Origin of the sequence: Schaalia georgiae DSM 6843 (assembly GCF_000429245.1) — a bacterium.
Lineage (GTDB): Bacteria > Actinomycetota > Actinomycetes > Actinomycetales > Actinomycetaceae > Pauljensenia > Pauljensenia georgiae.
The window spans coordinates 64,260-88,449 of record NZ_AUBM01000009.1; the positions used below are offsets into that span (position 1 = coordinate 64,260).

Consider the following 24,190-nt stretch of genomic DNA (forward strand, 5'->3'; position numbering starts at 1 on the left):
ATCCAATCGTGAGACGTCTGCGCCCGGGTGGGCCTGCTAGTTGACGGTCAGTTCCGACACCCACGCCCAGTTGCGCCCGTCCTGCGCCTTCGGCATCTGGCGGAACACCAGGGCGATGGAGTCAGTGGAGACCGGCTCGGGCAGGGTGATCGTCGTCGAAGGTGATAACGCCGACGTGGCGAGTTCTGTTCCACCCCGCGGGTTGCTCGGATCGGTGACCTTCCGCACTGAGATGAGGCCGCCCGACGTCTGGGAGTCCATCGTCAGCGTCACCGACGAGACCGTGGCGACCTGCTGGAACTTCACAACGATGGTGACTTCGGCGCCCTCGCGGAACTGATTGTCGTCGAACCAGCGCGATGTCCACGACGTGGCGGGGTTCGAGTCGATCATGTTGATCGCGCGGTCCGGGTGATCGCCGTTGTCGTTGTCCCATGACAGCACCGACACCGACGAGATGACAGGCGGGGCAGTCGGGGCGGAGCTCGGCGGGGGAGTGGTCGCCAGGGCGGACTGCGGGGCGTCCTGCGGGGTGTTCTGTGTCACTCCGGAGCGCAGTGACTGGGCGAGGTCCAGATCCGTGGCTGGAGTGAGGACCACCCAAGACGACCAGACGGCGCCCACCAGGAAGAGCACGACGGCGAAGATCAACGTCGGCCTGGTCGGGTCCATGGTCCGCCCGTCCTGCGCGGACTTCTGCTCCGTCCCGTCGTCCGGCTGTCCGAGCCACTGGGGGGACACGGGCTCCACCGGCTGCTGGGCCTCCTCGTGGGCGCGGTAGTCCTCGAGGGACTCGAAAAGGGTCGCGTCCATGGGCACGACCTCCGTCTGCTGCGTGGAGGGGTCCTGCGCGGTCGCCTCCTCCCACGGCTCGGCGGGGGCCTCGGAGAGGAGCTGATCGGAGGCTATGGCCTCCGGGACGACGGGCACGACAACAGTCGGATTCGGATCGGTTGCGCCCGTGTCGAGCGGCTGCGCCTCCTGCGGTTCCCCAGGAAGGGGGGCGGGTTCGGGCGCGTCCACCGGCGCGGGGACGACGGGGGCCCCATCGCCGGGGGACAAGGCGGCGTCCTCCTTCTGCTTGCGGCGGCGCACCAGGGGGATCTGGTGGGTGACCGGCGATTTGGGGGAGGGTGCGGGACTGGGGAAGTCCTCGGACACCGGCAGCAGTGGCGAGCGGTAGATGTCCTCGTCGATCGAACGCGGCGCGGGGTGCGCCTTCGGGAACACGGGGCCCTGGACGAGCGAGGCGGCCACCTCCTCGAAGGACGGGATGCGCTTCCCGTCAGGACCGGGTCCCAACGAGGCCGAACCCCCGTCGCCGTCATGAGCGCCAGCCATCGAATCCTCCCTAGTCACCGGCTTGATCCTTGTCATTATCCCAGTAACGGACGGATCGGTGGCGGATGACGCGGCGAGGACATTAACCACACCTTCGGGCACGCGCACCCGACGGAGCAGGGGGCGCATGGTGGTCGCCGACTCAGTGGAGGACAAAGCGCGCAGGACCAGCATGTACGCCATGGTCGAGGAGATGCCCACGAGGACCACCTTGAGGACCGCGACGAAGAAGCGCACGGGCGCGGGGGACAGCGGTGTGGTCACGCCCACCAGCCACAGCATGCCGAAGCCGACCAGTCCCGCGACGATCGCGCTGACGAGGTACTTGGCGTAGGAGCGCAGCATCGCGCTCTTGTCGACCATCGGCACCCGCTTGCCCACCCAGGCCACCGCGATGACTCCCTGCATGAGCCGGCATGCGGTCTCTCCCAGAGCGGCGCCGACCACCCACCAGGAGGCACCCGTCGTGAAGTACATGCCCCATCCGACGACGGCCTGCAAGACGGTTGGGCCGATGCCCATGAGGAACACGGGTTTGACGTCCTCGTAGGCGAAGAACACGCGCTGGCTCATCAGGACCATGCCCGTCGAGGCGACGCCCGGCATCAGCGACGCCAGAACCAGCGCGTACGCCATGACCACCTGCTGGTTGGCCGTCGAGTAGAGCACCATCTGCATCATGGGGACCGAGGCGGCCATGAGGATCGCGGCTGCCAGCAGGGTCAGGGAGGTGATCGTGCGGACGCCCAGGGCGTAGTTGTGCGCCACGCCCCGGTCGTTGCCGTCGGCCACGGCCTCGGCCATGCGGGTGAAGATCGCAGTCGCCAGCGACACCGTGATGAGCGACTGGGGCACCATGAAGATCATGAAGGCCGTGGAGTAGGCGTTGATGCCGGCGATGACCATCTCGCCCGCGTTGTCCTTCGCGTAGGCGTCGGCCAGGGCGGCGATGTTGTTCGTGGACAGGACGCCCACCTGGCTGACCCCCAGGGTCGCGAACGTCCAGCCCGCCACCTTCGAGGCGGAGCCGAAGGATGTGCCGCGGAAATGGAAGTCGGGTCTGAACCGGATCCCGGCGCGCCGCATGGGGATCAGCAGGATCAGCGCCTGCGTGATGACGCCCAGCGTGGCGCTGCCGGCCAGCACCCAGAACTGGGGGCTGGACAGGTCCCCCACGTTGATGCGCCCGTCCGTGGACCCCCAGATGGCCAGGAAGGCGCCCAGTCCGGCGATGCCGACGACGTTGTTGACCACGGGCGCCCACATGTAGGGGCCGAAGATCCCGCGGGCGTTGAGCAGTTCGCCCAGCAGGTTGTACAGGCCGTAGAAGAACAGCTGCGGCAGGCACAGAAGGGCGAAGAGGATCGCCAGGTTCCGGATCTCGGAGTCGTAGCCCGCCGCAGTGATGATAACCAGCAGGGGGGCGGCGACCATCGCGACCACCGTGACCACGAACAGCAGCGTGCCCGCCAGGGTCAGCAGGCGGTTCACGTAGGTCTCGCCGTCGTGCTTGCGCTTGAGGGCGCCGACGATCTGGGGGACCAGGACCGCGTCGAAGACTCCCGAGGCCAGCAGGTTGAACACTGTGTTGGGCAGGGTGTTGGCCGTTTGGAAGGCCGCCGACACACCGCCCGAGGCGGCGCCGATCGCCGCGAGGAGCATCGCCGAGCGGACGAAGCCGAGGAGCCTGGACACCATCGTCCCGCTGGCCATGAGGGCGCTGGCGCGCAGGATCGAGGCGCGGGATTTGCTGCTCATGTCTGTTCCTTCTCCTCGGTGTCGTGTTCTGCGCTCCTGGCGCTGCCCGGGTCGGCGGCCGTGAGTGGGGTGCCGTGCTCTTCCCCGGCCGGTGCCGCGCCCGTGGGGCCGGTCCTGTCGTCGGCGCTGGCCGCGGGGGCGCCGCCGTCCCCGCTCTGGCCGCTGGGACCGTGGTCGGCCGGGCCGTGGGCATCGCCGCCGTGCCCTTCCCCTCCGGGTTCCGCGGCGGTCGTCCCAGTGCCGGCCAGCGCAGCGCGCGCACGGCGCCGTCGCAACGAGCGCACGATGCCCATCGCGAAGAGGAGGCCGAAGAGGGACGCCACGACCACCGTGAAGGCGTCCTCCCAGCCTGCCCTCATGCGCACCCGCACGCTCTGCTTGTTGTCGAGGACCGCGCCGGAGGGCGTGGTCACGTGGTACTTCACCTGGATATTGCCCGAGCCGATGGCGCTTACGGGCACCTCCACAGTGGTGGCGCTGTTGGCGGTGACGACCTGGTTGGTCGCGGGGGTGGCCTGCAGTCTGGGGTCGTCGGGGATCAGGGTGACGTCCACGTGGACGTTCCACGGCAGCGAGTTGCGGATGCGCACGGGGAAGGCCGCCGACTTGTTGATGAGGTTGACGGCGTCGGAGGGCTCCACGGCGATGGAGGCCAGCAGCCCGGCGACTTGCGCCGTGTAGCGGGAGGCAGCGCCGAGCTGCGAGTCGGGGGACAGGCCCGCGCTGATCGAGGGGAGCAGGAACGGCTCGACCTGGGCGAAGACCTCGTCGGGCTCCTCGGTGGCCTTCGCCAGGGGGGCCAGGTCGGTCAGCGCCTGGGTGAGTGAGGCGACAGCCGCCTCGGTGCCCGGGTCGAGGGAGCCGGCGCCCACGGTCTGCCGCTCGAGGTCGGTGGCCTCGGAAGCCGCCATGTCGCCGAAGGAGACGGGTTCGACCCACCTGCTGGTGAGGAGCGCGTCGAGTTTGCCCGTCAGCGAGGCGTTGACAGCGGTGCCCCGCGGCGCCGCGGTGAAAAGGGTCCGCGACGAGTAGGGGCGCTCGCGCGTGATGATGGCGGTGATGGCGGTGATGGCCTGCTCGGCGTCGAGCTGGTCGGCCTCCGACTGGCTGTCCCACCCCAGCAGTGCGGCGATGTCCCCCTGCTGGGAGAGCACGTCGGCGCCGTCGACGGTGGTGGTGGGGATGACGCCGATGGTCTCACCTGTACTGGGGTCCACGCGGACCCTGGCGACCGACGTGAAGGGGACGTCATCGCTGGGCATCAGGGAGCCGACCGGGGCGATGGTGAGGCGGCCCGGGTAGGCGGACAACTGCGTGGTGCCGAAGGCGGTGCCGGAGGGCCACACGACGTCCGTGTGGATCGTGGGCCCCTCGTCGGCCTCAGCGGCGTCGATCCCCGTTTCGCCCGCCTGGGCACCCGGGGTCTCGGTCGCGCCCGTGGAGGGGGTCGGCGCGGACGAGGCGGGCGCCGACGGGCCCGCGCTGCCCGAGGGGCTCGGGGCGGGCGCGGCGGAGGCCGATGGGTTCGCCGGGGCCGACGGACTGGTCGAGGGAGCCGGCGCGGGCACGACCCACCCCGCCTTGCGCGGCGTGGAGGGGAAGGAGGCGATCGACTGGAGGGCCTTCGTCTGCAGGCCCGCGTCTCCGGCCAGGGCGAGGGCGCCCAGGTCCGCGTCGCCCGCGGGCAGGGCGACGAGTTCCGGGGCGGTGCGCAGCAGGGAGGCGGTGAAGCTCTGGTTCGCGCGGTACCGGGTGTGCTCGACGGGGTCGGTGGGCGTGGGGGAGGGCGTTGGCGTCGGCGAGGCGGGCGCCGACGGGGTGGGTGTGGGGGCGGACTGGCCGGATTGGCCCGACTGCCCGGACTCGGGGTCCTCGTCGTCGGTGCCGCCCTGCGGGGGCGCCTCGGTGGGCTGGCCGCCGCGGGGGATGAGCAGTGGGTCCACCGCCAGCGTAGCCCCCGTGCGCCCGGCGATGGCGAGGACGGCTTCGCGCTCGCGCGGGCCCTGGGAGGCCGCATCGCTGGTCCACGGCACCAGTGCGTTGACGCGGGAGGCGGCGACCGTCTCGCCGGAGTCCCAGATGAGGATCGCGTTGTCGGAGCCCGTGGCCCCACCCGACGAGGCGGTGGCCGTGAGCACGCGCGGCCCCCAGCCACTCGCCGTGCCCAGGGGCAGGGAGGAGGTCGGCACGCGGACCTCGAAGGCCGCACTGGCCCCGGCGGCGATGCCGCCGAGGCTGGTGGCGTAGACCTCGGAGGAACCGGCGTCCTCCGACAGGGCATTGGTGAGGGCGGCGACGGAGACGGGGGTGGTGGTGCCCACGGTGATGGTGAGGGCAACCTCACTGAAGGGGGAGCTGGTCGTGTTCGTCACGGTCCCGGCGACGCGGAGCTCCTCCTCGGAGGTGATGACCCGGGGGTTGAGGGAGGACACGGCGACTGTGAGGTCCGACGAGGCCGACTGGGCGCCCAGGACCGAAGGCCGTTCCTCCTGCGCGCCGACCGCCGGGGCTAGGGCGCTGGTCGTCCTGGCCGCCTGGGCCCCCGGTGGCGCCGGGTGCGCGGCGGCTGCGCCCGACAGGGGGGCCAGGGCGCACAGCGCTGCGGCCGCAGCGGCGACCGCCCGCAGGAATCCGCGTGTCACAGTGCCCATCACGCGTCCTTGTACAGCAGGTCGAGGGCGATGGCCACGATCCTGCGCTCGTTGGGGTATGCCAGTTGGCGCGCCACGTCCCGCAGGGGCACCCAGGCGGCGTCCTCCGCCTCGTGGTCCGGGTCCCCGGCCACGGAGATCACGCCCGAGGTGTAGCCCATGAGGTAGTGGTGGACGACCTTGTGGACCCGTCGGTCCGAACCGGAGAACCAGTAGTCGATGGACGCCAAGTGGCGGATGATGCGCCCCCGGATGCCCGTCTCCTCGGCGACCTCGCGCAGCGCCGCCTGCTGGGGGGTCTCCCCGTTCTCCAGGTGCCCTTTCGGCAGGCACCACTCAATGCGGCCGGCGCGGTTGCGCCTGGCGATGAGGGCGGCGTAGGGGACGCCCCCGCGCACGTCGATGACGATGCCCCCCGCGCTGGTCTCCGCCGAAACGGGCATGTGGGCGCGTGACGCTCGTGAGGATGCGCGCCGACGAGGGGGGCGTGGCACCCCGGGGCGGCGGTCCTTCGAACGTGCGGGCATGGGACCACTTTAACGGCGAATAGGGCACAGGTGGTCGGACAAGGGGGTTTGCTGGCATCCTTGAAGCGATGAGCACCGACGACCTTCCCACGGATGAATCGCTCTTTTCTGCGGAAAACGGCGAAATCACGGATCTTGCTACCCTCATGGCGAACGCCACGAGGACCTTTCGCGAGCTGCCCGCCGCGATTATGGAACTCGGCACGGTTTTCGAGTCCGCGGGCGAGGAGATCGCCCTGGTGGGCGGCCCTGTGCGCGACGCCTTCTTGGGTGTGGCCCCCCACGACTTCGACCTCACGACCTCCGCGACCCCCGGGCGCACCGAGGAGCTGCTGGGGCAGTGGGGCAACGCCGTATGGGACATCGGCAAGAAGTTCGGCACCATCGGTGCCAGGCGCGGCGACGTCGTCGTGGAGGTCACCACGTACCGCGCCGACTCGTACCAGATCGGGTCGCGCAAACCGGAGGTCACCTTCGGCGACACCCTGGAGGGGGACCTGACGCGCCGCGACTTCACCGTCAACGCCATGGCGATGCGCCTGCCGCGCATGGCCCTGGTGGATCCGTGCGGTGGGCTGGCCGACCTGGCGGCGGGGAATCTGCGCACCCCGGTCAGCGCCGAGCAGTCCTTCGACGACGACCCGCTCCGCATTATGCGGGCAGCGCGCTTCAGCGCCCAGCTGGGCATGGACGTCGACTTGGACGTAATGAGCGCCATGGAGGATATGGCGCACCGTCTGGGGATCGTGTCCGCCGAGCGCATCAGGACCGAGCTCGAGCGCCTCATCGTCTCGCCCTACCCGCGCCGCGGCATCGAGCTGCTGGTGCACACGGGCGTGGCGTCGATCGTGCTGCCCGAGGTGGCGGATCTGGTGTCCACAGTCGATGAGCACCGCAGGCACAAAGACGTGTACGAGCACACCCTCACCGTCGTCGAGCAGGCCATGGACCTGGAGACCGGTCCCGACGGGCCCGTGCCCGCCCCCGATTTCATCCTCCGTTTCGCCGCGCTCATGCACGACGTGGGCAAACCCGCCACCAGGCGCTTCGAGCCCAATGGCGCGGTGACCTTCCACCACCACGAGGTGGTGGGCGCCAAGCTGACGCGCAAGCGCATGCGGGCCCTACACTTCGACAACGCGACCACCGACGCCGTGTGCCAGCTGGTGGCCCTGCACCTGCGCTTCCACGGCTACGGGGAGTCGGCGTGGACGGACTCGGCGGTGCGCCGGTACGTGAGCGACGCCGGGGAGCAGCTGGAGCGCCTCCACCGCCTCACGCGCGCCGACTGCACCACGCGCAACCGCCGCAAGGCGAACCGCCTGTCCGCCGCCTACGACGACCTGGAGGAGCGCATCAGCGCCCTGCGCGAGCGCGAGGAGCTCGACGCGATCAGGCCCGACCTGGACGGCGACCAGATCATGGAGATCCTGGGCCTGCGGCCCTCGCGCGCGGTGAAGATGGCCCGCGACCACTTGCTGGAGCTGCGCATGGAGCACGGGCCGCTGGGGCCCGAAGCGGCACGCGAGGCGCTGGAGCGCTGGTGGGCCTCGGACGCCGTGCGGGCCGAGGCGGCCGCCCTGCAGGCCGAGCAGGCCAAGTGGGAGGAGAAGGCCGCCCGCAAGCGCGCGCGCAAGGCGGCGGCGAAAGCCGGGCGCGGGGACTGACGCCCGGGGGCGGCGCTGCCCGGGGTCTGGTGGGGCCGTGCGCTGATCGGTCCGCCTCGTGAATCTCACACGCACCCGCATGCGCGCGCCCGGGCCCCGCCCTAGGCTGGTCGTGAACCCGCGAACCGCACCACGGTTGGAGAATCGCATGACGACATTCGTTCCCGAAGCATCAACCGCCGACATCGGCGTGTACGGACTGGGTGTGATGGGCGCGAACCTGGCCCGCAACCTGGCCCGCAACGGTTACGCGACCGCCGTCTTCAACCGCACGCCGGCGCGCACCGACAGGCTCATCAGGGAGCACGGCGGCGAGGCCGCCTTCGTTCCCTCCTCGGCCCTGGAGGACTTCGTCGCCTCCCTGCGCGCACCCCGCGTGGCGATCATCATGGTCCAGGCGGGCCCGGCGACGGATGCCGTCATGGAGCAGCTCGCCGCCCTCATGGACGAGGGCGACATCATCGTCGACTGCGGCAACTCGCTCTTCACCGACACGATCCGCCGCGAGAAATGGGCGGCCGAGCGCGGTCTGCACTTCGTGGGCGCGGGCGTCTCCGGCGGCGAGGAAGGCGCCCTGTGGGGCCCGTCCATCATGCCGGGGGGGACCCCGGCCTCGTACGAACGCCTCGGCCCCATGTTCGAGGCGATCTCCGCCACCTACGACGGCGTGCCCTGCTGCACGTACATCGGGGCGAATGGCGCGGGCCACTTCGTGAAGATGGTCCACAACGGCATCGAGTACGCCGACATGCAGGTCATCGCCGAGGCATACACCCTCCTGCGCGAGGGCCTGGGCGCCGAGCCCGGCGAGATCGCGGACATCTTCGCGACCTGGAACCGGGGCGAGCTCAACTCCTACCTGATCGAGATCACCGCCGAGGTGCTGCGCCAGGTGGACGCATCCACGGGCGCGCCGCTGGTTGACCTCATCGTCGATGCGGCCTCGCAAAAGGGTACCGGCAAGTGGACGGTGCAGACCGCCCTGGACCTGGCCGTCCCCGTGACCGCGATCGGCGAGGCGGCCTTCGCGCGCGGCGCATCCTGTGAACCCGCTCAGCGCGCGGCCGGGCAGAGGATGGCCGGGAACACCGCCCCCCTCGTCATCGAGACGGACGAGGCCCGGGCCGCGTTCGTGGAGGACGTGCGGCGCGCCCTCTTCGCCTCCAAGATCGTCGCCTACTCGCAGGGCTTCGATGAGATCGGGGCGGGGGCAGCCGAGTACGGTTGGGACATCGACAAGGGGGCGCTGGCCCGCATCTGGCGCGCCGGCTGCATCATCCGCGCGGCCTTCCTCGACGACATCACGCGCGCTTACGAGGCGGACCCGGCCCTGCCGCTCCTGCTCGCCGCCGAGCCCTTCGCGACCCGCTTCCAGGAGTGCGCGCCCGCGCTGCGCCGCATCGTCTCTCAGGCGGCCCTGGCCGGCGTCCCGATCCCCGTGTTCGCCTCCTCGCTGGCCTACTTCGACCAGATCCGCGCGACCCGCCTGCCCGCCGCCCTCATCCAGGCTCAACGCGACTTCTTCGGCTCCCACACCTACCGCAGGGTGGACCGCGAGGGGATCTTCCACACGCTGTGGGCCGAGCCGGGCCGCCCCGAGGAGCAGTGGGACTGAGCGGGGTGTCCCGTCCCATCCGGGCTGTTCCCGCTGGTCGGCCGGTGCGCCGGGGGATGGGGGACGGGCCGTCTGCTGCGGGGTGGGAGGCGCCATTCGCCTGTGAACTTCCAGCCCCGCCGGTTAGGCTAGACGAATCCAAGTCCGCTGAAAGGCTGAACTCGTGGCAGATAACAACGGAACAATGAACTGGGACGACATCATGGGTCCAGGACCCGCGTCCAGCGGCCCTGCCTCGCGGACGCCCGCGAAGGCGCGCGGCGGTGGGGGGCCGGAGCCCCGCAGGCGCGGGGACCGCAAGGGGCCCGCTTCCAGGCGCGACGCCAAGGGGGACGCTGACTCCGAGGGCAAGGGCAAAGGTAAGAAGGGGAAGAAGAAGCGCAGCCTCGGCCGCAAGATCGGCCTCGGCATCGTCTTCACCCTGCTCGGAATCGTCATCCTGGGCATGGCCGGGTTCCTCTACCTGTACGCGACGATCTCGGTCCCCAAGCCGGACGACCTGGCGCTGGCGGAGAAGACGACGGTGTACTACGCCGACGGCACCACGCAGATGGGGACGCTGGGGGATGTGAACCGCCAGATCATCGACGCCTCCACCCTGCCCGACTACGTGTCGAAGGCCGTCGTGGCCTCGGAGGACCGGTCTTTCTACACGAATTCCGGCGTGAACTTCAAGGGGATCCTGCGCGCCCTGTGGAACAACCTGCGCGGCGGGCCCCGCCAGGGCGGGTCCACTCTCACCCAGCAGTACGTGGAGCGCTACTTCATGGGGGAGACCACCTCTTACGTGGGCAAACTCAAGGAAGCGGTGCTGGCTGTCAAGATCAACCGCACCCAGTCCAAGGACGAGGTGATAGGGAACTACCTCAACACCATCTACCTCGGGCGCGGTGCGTACGGCATCGAGGCAGCCTCGCAGGCGTACTTCGGGCATCCGGCGAAGGACATGACCCTGTCTGAGGCCGCGATGATCGCGGGCATCATCCCCGCGCCGTCGGCATGGGATCCCGCTATCAGCCCCGAGAAGGCGAAAGAGCGGTGGGAGAGGGTTCTGGGCCTGATGGTGGAGGACGGATGGGTGTCGCAGGCCGACGCGGACGCCGCGGTCTTCCCCGAGACCATTGACCCCGACTCCCTCAACCGCGAGTCCATGCAGGGGACGAACGGCTACCTGATCGCGCACATCAAGCAGGAACTTGTGAGCTCGGGCGCGTTCACGGAGGACCAGATCACCCAGGGCGGCCTGCGCATCACGACGACGATCGTGAAGGAGCGCCAGGACGAGGCGGTGGCCGCGGCACAGACCATGAACTCGGTGAGCGGATGGGACCCGGTTCACCAGCACGTCGCACTGTCGTCGATCGATCCGAACACGGGCGAGATCCTCGCCGAGTACGGCGGACCCGATTACGAGCAGCGCCAGCAGAACGCGGTGACGCAGGACATTGCGATGGCGGGTTCCGCGTTCAAGCCCTTCGCGCTGCTGGCGAATGCGAAACAGGGCGGGACCGTGAACGACACGTACTCGGGCGCCTCGCCGCAGACCTTCCCTGGCCTCGGCCAGCCGGTGACCAACGACGGCGGCTACTCCTTCGGCAATGTGACGCTCGTGAAGGCGACGGCTTACTCGATGAATACGCCCTACGTTGCCCTCAACCGCGACGTGGGCCCGGAGAACACGATGAAGGCGGCCGTCGACGCGGGCATCCCCGAGGACACACTGGGGTTGAACAAGGAGCTGCTGAATGTGCTGGGGTCGGCCTCGCCGCACAATATCGACTTGGCGACCGCTTACGCGACGATAGCCAACGGCGGGCAGCGCGTGAAGGCGCACATCGTCCGCGAGGTCACCAACTCGGGCGGTTCGAACAAGCTCTACGAGACCACTGTGTCCCCTACCCGCGTGTTCGAGGCGGAGGAAGTGTCGTCGATCATGCCGGCATTGGAGGCCGTGACCACGGGCGAGGGCACCGCCGACTCCGTGGCGGGCGCGCTGCGGGGCTTTACGACCGCCGGCAAGACGGGCACGTCGTCGGACCAGCTCTCCGCGCAGTTCGTGGGCTTCGTGCCGAATATGGTGACCGCCGTGTCCATGTACCAGTCCGATGACAACGGCAACTCGGTGCCGTTGAACAACGTCGGGGGACTCAACCAGTTCCACGGCGGCGACTGGCCGGTGGACGTGTGGACGGAGTACATGCAGAATGCCACGAAGTCTTTGACGGAGAAGGATTTCACGTGGATCGTGAAGTCGAACCGGAACTCGAAGAACAACGCGCCGTCCTCAGCGCCGACGCCCACGCAGGAGCCGACCCAGGAGGCCAGCAGCCCCGAGCCCACCAACGAGCCCACGCGGACCTCCGAGCCCGAGCCCACCCAGACCGCGACCCCCGGCAACGGCAATGGCGGCGGTAACGGTGGCGGCGGTAACGGCGGCGGCAATGGCGGCGGCGGTAACGGTGGCGGTAATGGCGGCGGCGGTAACGGTGGCGGCAATGGCGGCGGCGGTAACGGTGGCGGCAATGGCGGCGGCGGTAACGGTGGCGGCAATGGCGGCGGCGGTAACGGCGGTGGCAATGGCGGCGGCGGAGGCGGCGGTGCCAACCCCTGAGCCGCGGGCGGCAACTGAGCGGCGCTGAGCTGATGGCGGCGCGCTAGGAGGCGGCCGGGACCCGCATGGGTCCCGGCCGCTCAGCATCGGTGCGGTGGCTGGGCGCGCAGTGGTGGTGCTGCCGAGCCGAGTCCACCGCAGTGCCGTCCGTCCTTTCCATGCCGTGCACAGGGGAGGGGATCGGCGATGCGGCACCGCACTGGGCGGCGGAACCAAGCTCGAGTGCGCGACCCGTGCTTCGTGGGTCAGTCCTCGCGCGCGACAGGTGGAGCCCCGCGCATCCTCCAGTGCGAGCGCGAACCCCCGCCCCGTGCCCTCCGAGGGGGAGGGACGGGGCGGGGGCTCGATGGCTCAAGCGAGCGGTCCGGCCGCGCGATCGGCGCGACGGCTCTCATAACGCAACCAGCGGACGGCGCCAGCGGCGGCCAGTCCGGTGGTCGGCGGCATGACTCACTTGGAGGCGGACACGCGGACCTTGAGGGTCGCGGACACCTCCGGGTGCAGGTTGACGTTCACCGTGTAGTCGCCGACGGCCTTGATGGGCGCGGCGATCAGGACGCGGCGGCGGTCGATGGTCTGGCCCAGCTGCTCCTTGACGGCGTCGGCGATCGCGGCGGCCGAGACGGCGCCGAAGAGGCGGCCCGACTGGCCGACCTTGCCGCTGACCTCGACGAGGGCGGCCTGCAGGGTGTCGCGCACGGCGCGGGCGTCGTCGATCGAGGCGATCTCGTGGCGTCGGCGGGCCGCGGCCATCTGGTCGATCTGCTTCTGGGCGCCCTTGGTCCACGCCGTGGCGTAGCCGCGGGGGATCAGGTAGTTGCGGGCGTAACCGGCCTTGACCTCGACGACCTGGCCGGCGTGGCCGAGGTTCGCGACGTCCTGGGTGAGGATGAGTTTCTTCGTAGCCATTGTCTGCGTCCTTCCCGATCAGCGTCCGGTCGAGGAGTAGGGCAGCAGGGCCATCTCGCGGGCGTTCTTCACGGCGCGGGCGATCTTGCGCTGCTCCTGCGTGGAAACACCGGTGACGCGGCGGGCGCGGATCTTGCCGCGGTCCGAGATGAACTTGCGCAGCAGGGCGGTGTCCTTGTAGTCGATCTTCTCGATCTTGGCCGACTTCAGCGGGTTGGCCTTCTTCTTGATGGGCTTGTTGCGAAGTTGGGGCTTCGCCATGATGGTCTCCTAATGATCCGGGCGGCACTGCCGCCCCAAGCGGTGAAAGTACGTCTTCGACGGGCGCTGCGGACCCGGCGCCTGCCGGCGCGCAAGGGGTCCGCGGTCAGGGCCCTTAGAACGGGGGCTCGTCGCCGAACGAGGTGGCCCCGCCCTGGCCGGGCGAGCGCCACGGGTCGTCCGCGGATCCCCCGGCGGGCGCGCCGTAGTTGGCCGAGCCTCCCTGGCTGTAACCCCCCTGCTGGCCCTGGCCGCCACCGTAGCCGCCCTGGTTGTACCCGCCCTGGGGGCTCTGCCCCCCGCCTCCGCGGTTGTCGGCCTGGTAGCCGCCACCGCCGGCGGGCGTGGTCCGGGTGACCTGGGCGCGGGCGCGGCGCAAGGAGGGGCCGACCTCGTCGACCTGCATCTCCACGACGGTGCGCCGCTCGCCCTGCTGGGTCTCGTACGAGCGTTGGTTGAGGCGGCCCTGGACGATGACGCGCATGCCTTTGCGCAGCGACTCGGCGGCGTTCTCAGCCGCCTCGCGCCACACGGAGCACCGCATGAACAGGGTCTCGCCGTCGCGCCACTCGCCGGCGTTGCGGTCGAAGGTGCGGGGTGTCGAGGCCACCGTGAAGTCGGCGACGGCGGCTCCGGACTGCGTCCAGCGCAGCTCGGGATCGGCGGTGAGATTGCCGATGATCGTGATAACGGTTTCTCCGGCCATTGTCGGCTCCTCGGTAGGGGTGGTTCGGCGGGGGCTCAGTGAGCGTCGGGGCGCAGGAGCTTCGTACGGAGAATGGTCTCGTCGATGCCCATGCGGCGGTTGATCTCGAGAGCGACCTCGGGGGTCGTGGTCATGTCGATGACGACGTAGATGCCCTCGGAACGCTTGAGGATGTCGTAGGCGAGGCGGCGCTTGCCCCAGACGTCGACGTTCTCGATGGAGCCGCCGCCCGCGGTCACGGGCGCCAGGTACTTCTCCATCGTGGGGGCGACGGTGCGCTCGTCGATCGAAGGATCGAGGATCACCATCAGTTCGTATTTACGCACGTTGGTTCCCACCTCCTGTGGTCTTCGCGGTCACGGACGGTCCGTGACAGGAGGGCGTTGCGTAGTGGGCGGCCCGTCAGGGGCGCCCGCGGACCGTGCACCAGGTGGCGACAGTCCAAGGCTCCATCCTAGCGGGCGGCCGGGGCGGGCGCCAGCGGCGTCGACGAGGCGGGGGCCGGATTCGGCCCTGAGCGCGCGCTGACGAGGCGGGGGCGGTTTCCCCACCCATGTGCGCCTGCGGGGAGGACTGGTGGCGCGCCTTCCCGGCCCGCGCCTCGTCCCCCGGCTATCCGCGCACCAGCGCCGCGCGTCCGAACCACGTGCCCCATGCGTTCGTGATGGCGCGCGCCCCTGTGTAGACGGCGCCGTAGGCCGCCCACACGAGGGCGAGGGCCGCAGCGGGAGAGCCCGCCAGCGCCCCGGTGGGCGCGGAGCGGGCGATCAGCCACAGCAGGGGCGCGTAGAGGGCCAGGTTCGCCAGGGACGCGGCCGCCAGGAAGCGCCCGCGGCCCGCCCCTATGAGGATGCCGTCCAGCAGGAACACCAGGCCCGCCAGGGGTTGGAAGAGGGCCCCCACGACGATGGCCCAGGACGCGGGGCCGCGCACGGCGGGGTCGGCGGTGAAGAGCGCGGGCAGCCACGGGGAGGCCGCCCCCAGCACCACTCCCACCAGTGCGCCGAACGCGGTCCCCCACCTGGCCAGGGTCCGCAGCAATGGGGCCATTGCGCCCCTGGCGCCCCGGCCCTCGGCGAAACCCACCAGCGCTTGCGCCGCGATGGCCAGGGCGTCCAGCACGTAGGCGGCGAAGGCCCACAGCGTCCACACGATCTGGTGGGCGGCCAGCGCTTGCGTGCCGATCGCGGTGACGGTGGCCAGCGTGGCCAGCATGGCGGCGCGCAGAGCGATGGTGCGCACCAGCAGCGGCGCTCCGTCGAGGGCGGCGGCCAGGATCCCCGAGGCCGAAGGGCGCAGGGGGACCCGCTCCCGCCTCGCGCCCCGCACGACGACGCCGACCAGGAAAGCCGCCATGAGGGTCTGGGTGAGGGCGGTGCCCAGGCCGGAGCCCGGGACTCCCATTCCCAGGGGGTACATGAGCGTCCAGTTCGCGCAGGCGTTGAAGGCTGCGCCCGCCGACGCGGCGATGAGTGGTGTGCGCGTGTCCTGGAGGCCGCGCAGGGTCCCCGTCGCCGCGTAGGCGACGAACATCCCGACCAGGCCGGGGCTGGACCAGCGCAGGTAGGCGGAGGCGTGGGGCAGGGTGAGGGCGTCCGCACCGAGTGCCCGCAGCAGGGGGTCCGCCCCCAGGGACAGTGCGACTGCGGCCACGAGGCCGAGGCCGGCCGCCAACCACATCGCCTCGACGCCGCCGCGGATGGCGCGGTCGGGGCGCCCGGCTCCCAGGGCCCTGCCGGCGATGGCCGTCGTGGAGTACGCGAGGAAGACGAAGATGCCGACGACCGTGTTCAGGACGGTCGAGGCGATGCCCAGGCCCGCCAGCTCCGGTGTGCCCAGGTGCCCGACCATCGCCGAGTCGATGACGGTGAAGAGGGGCTCGGCGACCAGGGCACCCAGAGCTGGAAGCGCGAGGGCCACGATCTGGCGGGGGATGGAGGCACTGGGCTCCTCAGCTGGGCGCCCGGGGTCCTCGGCAGCGCGGGGCGGGCGGGGGGCCTCGGCCCTGCTCCGGGGATGCGGCTCCTCACCTGGGCGCCGGGGGCTGGGAGTCTCAACCCCGGGTTGAGGGTTGCCCGCTGACGGTGTTGTCCCTGTCATATTTCGTCGTCTCATTCTTTATTCACAAACTGTGGATGGGTTTGTGGATAGGTTCGGCATTGGGAAAGTGCGGAAGTTCAATGGTTTCTAACTAATCATGTGTGACCAGGGCATCCTGTGCGGCAGTCCTCGTTCCACAGGGGATGTGAACGACCCGCCGCGCTGTCCACAGCCCATCCACATGCTATCCCCATGTCTGTGCACATTGAGGGTCGCCCTCCCCGGTCCGAACACGGTAGTCTCACGTGTACGCGTGCGGCCGCGCGGGGCCGGCCGCGCTCGACCGGCGCCCCGGATCCCAGTGATCCCATCGCGCCACGGGGACGACGGGACCGCGCCCGGGCGACCGGACGCCGCCAACGGCCCGCAGCGGGGGCAGGACAGCAGCAGGAAAGGCGCCCTATGGCAGACGAGGAATTCGACCGGATACCGCCCCAGGACATCGACGCCGAGATGAGCGTCCTGGGCTCCATGATGCTCACCTCCGAAGCGGTGTCCGTCGTCTCCGAGATCCTGCGCCCCCAGGACTTCTACCAGCCCAGCCACGAGACCATCTTCGACACGATCGTCGAGCTCACCGGGCGCGCCGAGCCCGCCGACGCCATCACCGTCGCCGGGGAGCTCAAACGCCAGGGCCTGCTGTCCAAAGTCGGCGGCGCCGCCTACCTGCACAGCCTCATCGCTTCCGTGCCCACGGCCGCCAACGCCGGCTACTACGCGCGCATCGTGAGGGAGCGGGCCATCATGCGCCGCCTCGTCTCAGCGGGCACCCGCGTCGTCCAACTGGGCTACGCCGACGCCGGCGGCGATGTCGATGAGATCGTCGACCAGGCCCAGGCCGAGGTCTTCGCCGTCTCCGACGGACGCGACACCAGCGACTACGTCTCCATGAACCAGATGGGCTCCGACATCCTGGGCGCCCTGGAGGACATCGAGCGCAACCAGGGGAAACTGCGGGGCGTGCCCACCGGCTTCATCGACCTCGACGAGCTCACCCAGGGCCTCCACGGCGGGCAGATGATCATCGTCGCCGCCCGCCCCGCCATGGGCAAATCCACACTCGCCCTGGACTTCTGCCGGTCTGCGTCGATCAAGCACGGCATCACCTCCCTGATCTTCTCCCTGGAGATGAGCAGCCAGGAGATCGCGATGCGCATGCTCTCCGCCGAGTCCGGAGTGTTCCTGTCCAAGATGCAGGCCGGGAAGATGAACGAACGCGACTGGCAGAACGTGTCGGCCACCACCTCGCGGATCTCCGAGGCCCCCCTGTACGTCGACGATTCGGCCAATATCACGATCGCTGAGATCCGTTCGAAGTGCCGCCGCCTCAAGCAGCAGGAGAACCTGGGCCTGGTCGTCGTCGACTACCTGCAGCTCATGACCATCGGACGCCAGGTGGAATCGCGCCAGCAGGAGGTCTCCGCCATGTCCCGTAACCTCAAACTGCTGGCCAAGGACCTGGACATTCCCGTCGTCGCGGTCGCCCAGCTCAACCGCAACTCCGAGGGCCGCACCGACCGCAAACCCATGATGAGCGACCTGCGGGAATCCGGCTCCCTGGAGCAGGACGCCGACATCATCATCCTGCTGCACAGGCCCGACTACTACGACGAGAACACCGAGCGCAAGGGCGAGGCGGACATCATCGTCGCCAAGCACCGCGCGGGGCCGACGGCCACGATCGGCGTCCTCTTCCAGGGCGACGTCGCGCGCTTCGCCAACCGCACCGACCGTCCCGAACCGGGGCAGGGCTAGGGCAAGGGGCCGTGCAACCCCGTTCTACGCACACAAGGACCGGAATTACGCAACATGCGACCGCACACAAGGGCGGAGTCAAGCCGTTGTGTGCGCAGTGTGTTTCGTAAATCAGCCCCCTTGTGTGCGTGACCGGGTTAAGGGGCGAGGGTGGCGCCGCGGGGGGCGGTGGGCCGCGGGTCTTGGAGGTGTTGCCGGGCCCTTTTCCAGATGGGCGGATTCGTCTGATGGGAACGGGTTCGAGGGCCCCGGGATGTGGCCCCGTCCCGCTCTGGCCACGATATGGTCACGGCTCTGGCGTGTCCTTGCCGAACGGTCAGAAAAGTGGCATAGTCGGCTACGCATCTTTCATCACGGCGAGAGAATGAACCGATGGTCGACCCAGCCAGTTGCACGCCGCAAATCGCGGCGAATCCAATGACTTCCGCTGAGGTGCTCGCCGATGCTGCGAGGCACCGGCCAGACCTGCACGCCTTCTTGGCCATCAACCCCGCCCTGCCGCCCGAGCTGCGCGCGTGGCTCGCCCTCGGCGCCGACCCTGGCATCCGCGCGGAACTCGGACCCCATCCCGCTGCCCCTGTCGTCGCCCTGGTGTGCGCGCGGGAGATGGGCCTCTTCGACGATGGCGGAGAGGAATGGGAGGAGCCCTTCGAGATGGGGGTGATCGAGGTCGAGCCCCTCGACATGTCGCTACTGGGGTTGCCCGCCGCCCCGGCCAAACCGAAGGGCAAGCGCAACGTCCTGATCACCGGGAACCTGGTCACGGTCAGCTGAGTGCGCCCTGTCGGGGGCCGTCCGATCGGGGGCGGGCCTGAGCCTCACACCGTCGTCCGCTCGACGAGGCGCGCCTGTTCCAGGAGTCCGGGCGGCGGGCCGGGCCTCACGCCGTTGTCCACTTCGCGTCGGACACGAACCAACTGCCGCCCTCGCCGCGCGTCAAGGTGATCCAGCCCACGCCTCGTTGGGTATCGCGGCGCCCGTTCGGGTACTCCCGGGCGTAGAAGATATTGCGTTGCCACGTCCCGTTGGAGCGCTGCGGGTTGTTGTCCACCCCCTCGGTGGTGATCCGCTCGACGGTCGCCGTCGTTCGTGCGCCGTCGGCCTTCAACGACAGGAACTCGTTCGACGCCTGCGCGGACTCGGGGTCGAGGGCCTGCGTGTGCGAGAACTCCCCGGTCTCGTAGATCGCCGCGCGCACGGCCGCGTACTCCTGGTTCTCGTCCTTCGAGGCGTCCCAGGTGTGGTAGGTGATGACGTAGGCCTTCGCCACCTCGTCGGCGTCCTGCCAGTTCAGGGCCGAGGGATCGGGAAGATCGGACAGCCACGACACGGAGGCCGATGACAGGCACCTCCCGTTCGGCGCGGTCGCGCTGGCGGAGCACTGGGAGGGCGCGGAGGGGGCGACTGTGGTCGCCAGAGCGGCCGGAGCGGGGCTGGTGGTGGAGGAGGACTGGGGGGCGCTCTGGGGGAGCTGGGTCGTGCGCAGTGCGGCCGGTGTCTGCCCGCTCTGGGGGGTGGCGGAGGAACAGCCTGCCAATGCGACGATCAGGAGGGGCCCGGCTGCCCAGGCCATGGAACGGGATGTCATCTTCTCCTCCGGTGACTCGTGCATGTGAGGGCGCCCCGCGCTGGGCGCCGCGCCTTTCGAGTTCCGATACTAAGTGGGGCGCGGGTCCGTGTGAAGACTTAATGCGCAAAGGTCAGGCGTATCCGTGCTCGTGCGGGTGGTGCTTCGGTCTGTCACCAACAGACTCGCGCAGCTGCGGCTTATCCGGGTGCGCGGGTGGAGTCGTGAGGCGCCGGTGGCGCGAGTGGTGTCCCGCATTGGGGGCTGGATGCGGGCATGAAAAGAGCGTGACCATTGGTCACGCTGCGGTTCCCTTGCGGGGGCTGGGGCGCGCTCCGGTGCGCGCCCCGGTTCGTGTCAGGCGGCCTTGCGCGTCAGGGTGAACAGGGCCGGTGCGGTGATGAGGGCGGTGAGGGCGACGACGACCGCGAGGACCACCGAGGCGGTGGAACCGGCCTGGGCGGCGGCGAACATGCCGAGCGCGGCCAGGACTACGATCATTGAGACCAGCACGGATGCGCTGACCTTGGCCTGCGCCATGGTGGGGGCGGTTTCGGACTTGACGATGTGCTCCATGGGATTCTCCTTGTCAGTGCGGAGCAACTGACAAGCCCCGCACGGCAGCGTGTCAATTTTGCGGGGGCTGGCAGGGGGCCAACCCCCTTTGGTGCACGGCCAATGATAGGCCCGATCAACAAGGTGGTCTACGTGGCTCCGACCCGCTGTAGCGCAATGCACAGTGACCGGGTAACAGTTGTGCACAAGGGGCGGGTTCCGGGCCGTGCTCCGTGCGACCACAAGCCGTTTCGACCGCGTCGGGCCGCGTGCAGCAGTGCGCCCGGGCCGGCGCCCGGGCGCACGCTCATCGGCTCTCAGACGACTCTCGACACTTCCTCCGCGTGGAGGCCGCGAGGCCCCTCGACCGCCACGTAATCGACCTTTTCTCCCTCGTGGAGGGTGCGGCGCCCGCTTTGGCCGACAATACTGGAGAAGTGAACGAAGACGTCGCCCGTTTGGTCGTCGGGAATGATGAACCCGAATCCTTTGGCGTCGTTGAACCACTTGACGTGCCCACTTGCCATGGGCGTCTCCTTCCGTTGCCCCGTTCCTGGGGCGCGTACCCTGTCCGGCGGTGGACCGGGCCCGCGTCCGCGCACCGGGAACGATCCGGGCGCGGGCGTGGAACTCCACGGTACACCAGATCCACTGAAATTGCTTCTGACCTGCGTGAATATGATTCAGATCCGTCGGTCGGCGCGCATCTGGGCCGGACGGGTCCCGCACTGGTCGCGGGGGTTGGGGCCGCGCGGCGTGCGCGGCACCGACGGGCCGCCTCCGGTCGCCGACCGCAAGGGCGCGACTGGGTTGGTCATCCCGGACGGCGGGGATCCGCCCTCCGGTCCCCAGCCGCAAGGGCGCGGTGCGCCCTACTCCGACGGCGGATTCCACTTCCCGGACAGGGACACTGGGACCACCGTCTCCACAGTGGTGCCATTGTGCTCCAGCTCCCCGATGCGCACGTCCACCCCGAACACCTCCGCCAGGGTCCGCTCGTTCATGACCTCGCCCGTCGGGCCGACCATGGCCCGGTGCGCCGCGCTGATCATGAGGACCTGGTCGGCGACGCGCAAAGCGTGCGCCGGATAGTGCGTGTTCATGATGACAGTGAGACCGTGCTCGGCGACCAGGCGCTCGAGCAGCCGTAGGACTATGAGCTGGTTGCGGAAGTCCAAGCCCGTCTCCGGCTCGTCGAGGACCAGCACCGATGGCTCGGCCACCAGGGCGCGCGCGATCAGCACCATCTGGAACTGCCCGCCCGACATGGCGCGACAGGGCATCCGCGCCAAGGCGGCCGCGCCGATGTCCTCCAGGACGCGCAGCGCCATCTCCTCCTCTGCGCGCCCCGGCTGAGCGAGGACGCGCATGTGCGGGGCGCGCCCCACCATCACCATCTCCGCGCCACTCAGCCCGATGGCCGAGGCATTGCGGGCCTGCGGCACGTACGAGAGCGCCCGCCCCAGCGCCCGCGGCGACATGTCCGCGATGTCGTGACCGTCGATCAACGAGCAGCCCCGGTCCCACTTCTGCAGGCCGATCATCGTGCGCAGCAACGTGGTCTTCCCGGCGCCGTTGGGGCCCAAGACGGCCATGAGGGAGCGACCCGGGACCGTGAAGCCCACGTCGTCGAGGATGGGCGCCGGCGCGCCCGGGTAGGTGAAAGTCCCGCCTCGGACCTCGAAAGTCATGACGCGCCCCCCGTCCGGCGCAGCAACACGATGAAGAACGGTGCCCCGATGATCGCGGTGAGGATCGAGATCGGAATCTCCGAGGCCGTCAACGTGCGGGCCAGAGTGTCGATCACGATCATCAGCGCCGATCCGAGCAGCAGGGACACGGGGATCAGCGCTCGGTTGTTCGACCCGCACAACATCCGCGCGATGTGCGGCACCAACAGGCCCACCCACCCCACTTGGCCGCACATGGAGACGACCGACGCTGTGATCGCCGTCGAGGCGACGACCAGGAGCGCCCGCAGCAGGGGGACGTTGACGCCCGCCGCGCGCGCCTCGTCGTCCGACAGGGCGAGGATGTTGAGTTGCCAGCGCAGCGCGAGGACCACGATGGCGCCCCCGATGATGAAAGGCGCGCCGAGCGCGATCTGGCCGTAGCTGACCGCCGCCAGGGATCCCATCAGCCAGTACGTGATCTCCGGCAACTGGCTGGTCGGATCCGCCGTGAGCTTGAGCAGCGACAGCACCGCGTTCGCCAGCGCCGACACGATGACGCCGCCCAGCACCAGGGTGATGACGTTGAAACCGCCCGTCCGCGACCGTGAGATGGATGTCGTGAACAGTACGGTCCCCAATCCCGACGCCAGCGCCATCGCCTGCACGCCCAGCAGATTCCAGTCGAGCAGCAGTGCCGCCACCGCTCCCACGCAGGTGCCGGCGGCGACGCCCAGGGTGTCCGGGGTGGCCAGGGGGTTGGAGAAAAGGGACTGGAACGAGGCGCCCGCGGCCGACAGCCCCGCTCCGATCAGCACCGCGACGATGACGCGCGGCACGCGCAGGTTGAAGACCACGGAGTCGATGCGGGGTGACACTGCGGGGCCGGCGCCCAGGCGCGCGCGGAAGGCGGCGACGATGTCGGCCAGTGAGACCTGGTAGCGCCCCACCATGATCGCGCCCGTCGCGCAGGCGACGATGACGACCACGAGTGCGGGCACCACCCAGTGGCGCAGACGGCCGGAGACGACCAGGACATGGTGCATTGCGGGCTTTCGGCAGCGGCCCCCGCCCCGCCAGCCGACGGGGCAGGGGCAGGGGGTCAGGAGGTGGAATCGGGGTCGACGATGGCGCGGGCCTGGGAGTCGGTGAGGGTGAAGGAGTACATCCGCTGGTAGTAGTCCTTCGTGATCGACACCAGGTCCACGTCGGCGAACTGGTCGGGGTACAAGGACTTGCCCAGCCAGTTCGCCACGACCGGGGAGTCCGGGTTCGGCGTGAACCAGTTCCACATGCCCAGGCCCGTGGAGTACACCCGCCCGGAGCGCACGGACGACAGCGTGGAGAAATCGACGCCCTCAACGGCGTTGTCGAGCACGGACTTCGCCGTCATATTCGACATGCCCTTGCCTGTCACCAGCAGTACCTGCGGATCCCAGGCGAGCACCTGCTCGAAGGTGGCCGGCGTACGGGAGGTGTCGGTGTCGGAGGTGACGTTCGTGTAGTTGAGGGACTCGGCCCATGAGTCCGTGAACCATCCGTCACGGCCGCCCGCGACCGCGAGCTGCCCGTCCGCGGCTCCCATGAGGACCATCGTCGACTGGCGGTCGGCCTCCGCGACGCGCGAGGCGCGCTCCCGTGCGTCGGTTACCAGGTCCTTTCCCAGGGCGATCTTGTCGGCCATGTGCCCGTCCTGGTCGAAGACGTCCTCCAGGAGCTCCATCCAGTCCGCGTAGGTGTCGGACGGGTTGCCGGTGGTGGTGAAACCCACTGCGGGGATCCCCGCTTTGCGGAACATCTCGCCGTGCTCCTTGTTGAACGCGTTGTACAGGACCACGTCGACGCCGATACTGGCCAGGGACTCGGCGTTGAGCTCGCCGTTGTCGTAGTAGTCGGTCTGGACTTGGAGCATCTCGGGGGCCATCTGGGCGGCGATCGTGTTCGACATGGCTTTGACGCGGGCCGCCGACATGGCGACCAGGTAGGGGGCCTTCCCGTCGAAGTACGCCAGGTAGGTCGATTCGATGGGGATCTGGTCGATGGCCACGCGGGTGATCTGGGCGGGCAGTTCCACCTGGTTGCCAGCGTGGTCGACGATGGTGCGGGTGCCCGGTGTGGACTGGGGACCGGAGGACTACGTGGACGCGGTGCCGCCGCAGCCGGCCAGGAACAGGGCGCTTGCGGCGGCGAGCGCGCCGAGGGCCTTGAGGGGGCTCTTCATGGTTGCCTCTCGTATGGGGAATTACGAGGGATAGGGTAGTAAAAATTAGGTAGTCCTCACAAGAGTGAGGAATCTAGTGCTCATTGAGCGGGGCGGTCGCCCCTCAGGCACGCGAAAGCCGCAGGTCGGATAACCTGCGGCTTCATCGTGCGCGAGGGGGGAGTTGAACCCCCACTCCATCACTGGAACACGGACCTGAACCGTGCGCGTCTGCCTATTCCGCCACTCGCGCGTGCCCTGAAAGCATAAGGGGTGCTCCATGTCCGCGTCAAACCG

Annotated in this window: 18 protein-coding genes, 1 tRNA gene and 1 pseudogene; 5 read left to right on the forward strand and 15 right to left on the reverse strand. The window is 69.6% G+C overall.

Annotation, left to right across the window (positions count from 1 at the left end):
* Nucleotides 1-36: 36 nt before the first annotated feature.
* From murJ to G447_RS0104820, 3 genes are read right to left on the reverse strand one after another with little or no spacing between them, the layout of a single operon-like run.
* Nucleotides 37-3,099 (reverse strand): lipid II flippase MurJ, encoded by a 3,063-nt coding sequence (murJ, locus tag G447_RS0104810; protein WP_026430247.1) that lies wholly within the window; start codon nucleotides 3,097-3,099, stop codon nucleotides 37-39.
* Nucleotides 3,096-5,750: a DUF6049 family protein gene (locus G447_RS0104815; protein WP_026430248.1), complete on the reverse strand. Its 2,655-nt coding sequence runs from the start codon at nucleotides 5,748-5,750 to the stop codon at nucleotides 3,096-3,098. Before G447_RS0104815 ends, murJ begins: the two co-directional genes overlap by 4 nt.
* A complete protein-coding gene (locus G447_RS0104820) occupies nucleotides 5,750-6,193 on the reverse strand; it encodes an NUDIX hydrolase (protein WP_005869765.1) in 444 nt (147 codons plus the stop codon). Before G447_RS0104820 ends, G447_RS0104815 begins: the two co-directional genes overlap by 1 nt.
* Before the next feature lie 230 nt (nucleotides 6,194-6,423).
* On the opposite strand from G447_RS0104820, the gene G447_RS0104825 reads away from it, so the two are divergent.
* The 3 genes from G447_RS0104825 to G447_RS11105 all read left to right on the forward strand — a co-directional run bounded on the left by G447_RS0104825 (nucleotide 6,424) and on the right by G447_RS11105 (nucleotide 12,170).
* The gene (locus G447_RS0104825) at nucleotides 6,424-7,944 is read left to right on the forward strand and encodes a CCA tRNA nucleotidyltransferase (protein WP_005869763.1); all 1,521 of its coding nucleotides are present in this window, start codon (nucleotides 6,424-6,426) and stop codon (nucleotides 7,942-7,944) included.
* A 148-nt stretch (nucleotides 7,945-8,092) separates the two neighbouring features.
* Nucleotides 8,093-9,559, forward strand: a complete 1,467-nt coding sequence (gene gndA / locus G447_RS0104830) for an NADP-dependent phosphogluconate dehydrogenase (protein WP_026430249.1) — start codon at nucleotides 8,093-8,095, stop codon at nucleotides 9,557-9,559.
* A gap of 184 nt (nucleotides 9,560-9,743) precedes the next feature.
* Nucleotides 9,744-12,170 (forward strand): transglycosylase domain-containing protein, encoded by a 2,427-nt coding sequence (locus tag G447_RS11105; RefSeq protein ID WP_243442307.1) that lies wholly within the window; start codon nucleotides 9,744-9,746, stop codon nucleotides 12,168-12,170.
* A gap of 450 nt (nucleotides 12,171-12,620) precedes the next feature.
* Here the strand turns inward: G447_RS11105 and rplI are convergent, their stop codons facing one another.
* The 5 genes from rplI to G447_RS0104860 form a co-directional block, all read right to left on the reverse strand.
* Nucleotides 12,621-13,079 carry a 50S ribosomal protein L9 gene (gene rplI, locus G447_RS0104840; RefSeq protein WP_005869748.1) on the reverse strand — a complete coding sequence of 153 codons (459 nt, stop codon included), beginning with the start codon at nucleotides 13,077-13,079 and terminating at the stop codon, nucleotides 12,621-12,623.
* Between the two features lie 18 nt (nucleotides 13,080-13,097).
* On the reverse strand, nucleotides 13,098-13,340 hold the full coding sequence (gene rpsR / locus G447_RS0104845; RefSeq protein ID WP_005869781.1) for a 30S ribosomal protein S18: 243 nt from the start codon (nucleotides 13,338-13,340) through the stop codon (nucleotides 13,098-13,100).
* 115 nt (nucleotides 13,341-13,455) lie between these two features.
* The gene (locus tag G447_RS0104850; protein ID WP_005869754.1) at nucleotides 13,456-14,046 is read right to left on the reverse strand and encodes a single-stranded DNA-binding protein; all 591 of its coding nucleotides are present in this window, start codon (nucleotides 14,044-14,046) and stop codon (nucleotides 13,456-13,458) included.
* A gap of 35 nt (nucleotides 14,047-14,081) precedes the next feature.
* Nucleotides 14,082-14,372: a 30S ribosomal protein S6 gene (gene rpsF / locus G447_RS0104855; RefSeq protein ID WP_026430250.1), complete on the reverse strand. Its 291-nt coding sequence runs from the start codon at nucleotides 14,370-14,372 to the stop codon at nucleotides 14,082-14,084.
* 286 nt (nucleotides 14,373-14,658) lie between these two features.
* Nucleotides 14,659-15,966: an MATE family efflux transporter gene (locus G447_RS0104860; RefSeq protein ID WP_026430251.1), complete on the reverse strand. Its 1,308-nt coding sequence runs from the start codon at nucleotides 15,964-15,966 to the stop codon at nucleotides 14,659-14,661.
* A 582-nt stretch (nucleotides 15,967-16,548) separates the two neighbouring features.
* On the opposite strand from G447_RS0104860, the gene dnaB reads away from it, so the two are divergent.
* Both dnaB and G447_RS0104870 read left to right on the forward strand, forming a co-directional pair.
* Nucleotides 16,549-17,901, forward strand: a complete 1,353-nt coding sequence (gene dnaB, locus G447_RS0104865; RefSeq protein ID WP_005869746.1) for a replicative DNA helicase — start codon at nucleotides 16,549-16,551, stop codon at nucleotides 17,899-17,901.
* 372 nt (nucleotides 17,902-18,273) lie between these two features.
* Complete coding sequence (locus G447_RS0104870; protein WP_481133055.1) at nucleotides 18,274-18,675, forward strand: variant leucine-rich repeat-containing protein; 402 nt, start codon at nucleotides 18,274-18,276, stop codon at nucleotides 18,673-18,675.
* Between the two features lie 106 nt (nucleotides 18,676-18,781).
* On the opposite strand, the gene G447_RS11110 is transcribed toward G447_RS0104870, so the two are convergent.
* The 7 genes and pseudogenes from G447_RS11110 to G447_RS0104905 all read right to left on the reverse strand — a co-directional run bounded on the left by G447_RS11110 (nucleotide 18,782) and on the right by G447_RS0104905 (nucleotide 24,146).
* Nucleotides 18,782-19,513: a hypothetical protein gene (locus G447_RS11110; protein WP_131295691.1), complete on the reverse strand. Its 732-nt coding sequence runs from the start codon at nucleotides 19,511-19,513 to the stop codon at nucleotides 18,782-18,784.
* Between the two features lie 312 nt (nucleotides 19,514-19,825).
* Complete coding sequence (locus G447_RS0104880; protein WP_026430253.1) at nucleotides 19,826-20,044, reverse strand: hypothetical protein; 219 nt, start codon at nucleotides 20,042-20,044, stop codon at nucleotides 19,826-19,828.
* A gap of 296 nt (nucleotides 20,045-20,340) precedes the next feature.
* Nucleotides 20,341-20,550 (reverse strand): cold-shock protein, encoded by a 210-nt coding sequence (locus G447_RS0104885; RefSeq protein ID WP_005869761.1) that lies wholly within the window; start codon nucleotides 20,548-20,550, stop codon nucleotides 20,341-20,343.
* 345 nt (nucleotides 20,551-20,895) lie between these two features.
* Nucleotides 20,896-21,714: an ABC transporter ATP-binding protein gene (locus tag G447_RS0104890; RefSeq protein WP_026430254.1), complete on the reverse strand. Its 819-nt coding sequence runs from the start codon at nucleotides 21,712-21,714 to the stop codon at nucleotides 20,896-20,898.
* Nucleotides 21,711-22,739: a FecCD family ABC transporter permease gene (locus G447_RS0104895; protein ID WP_026430255.1), complete on the reverse strand. Its 1,029-nt coding sequence runs from the start codon at nucleotides 22,737-22,739 to the stop codon at nucleotides 21,711-21,713. The genes G447_RS0104890 and G447_RS0104895 overlap by 4 nt, the downstream gene beginning before the upstream one ends.
* A gap of 56 nt (nucleotides 22,740-22,795) precedes the next feature.
* Nucleotides 22,796-23,914: pseudogene (locus G447_RS11115) on the reverse strand (ABC transporter substrate-binding protein).
* Nucleotides 23,915-24,062: 148 nt separating this feature from the next.
* A tRNA-Leu gene (locus G447_RS0104905) sits at nucleotides 24,063-24,146 on the reverse strand.
* Nucleotides 24,147-24,190 lie beyond the last annotated feature (44 nt).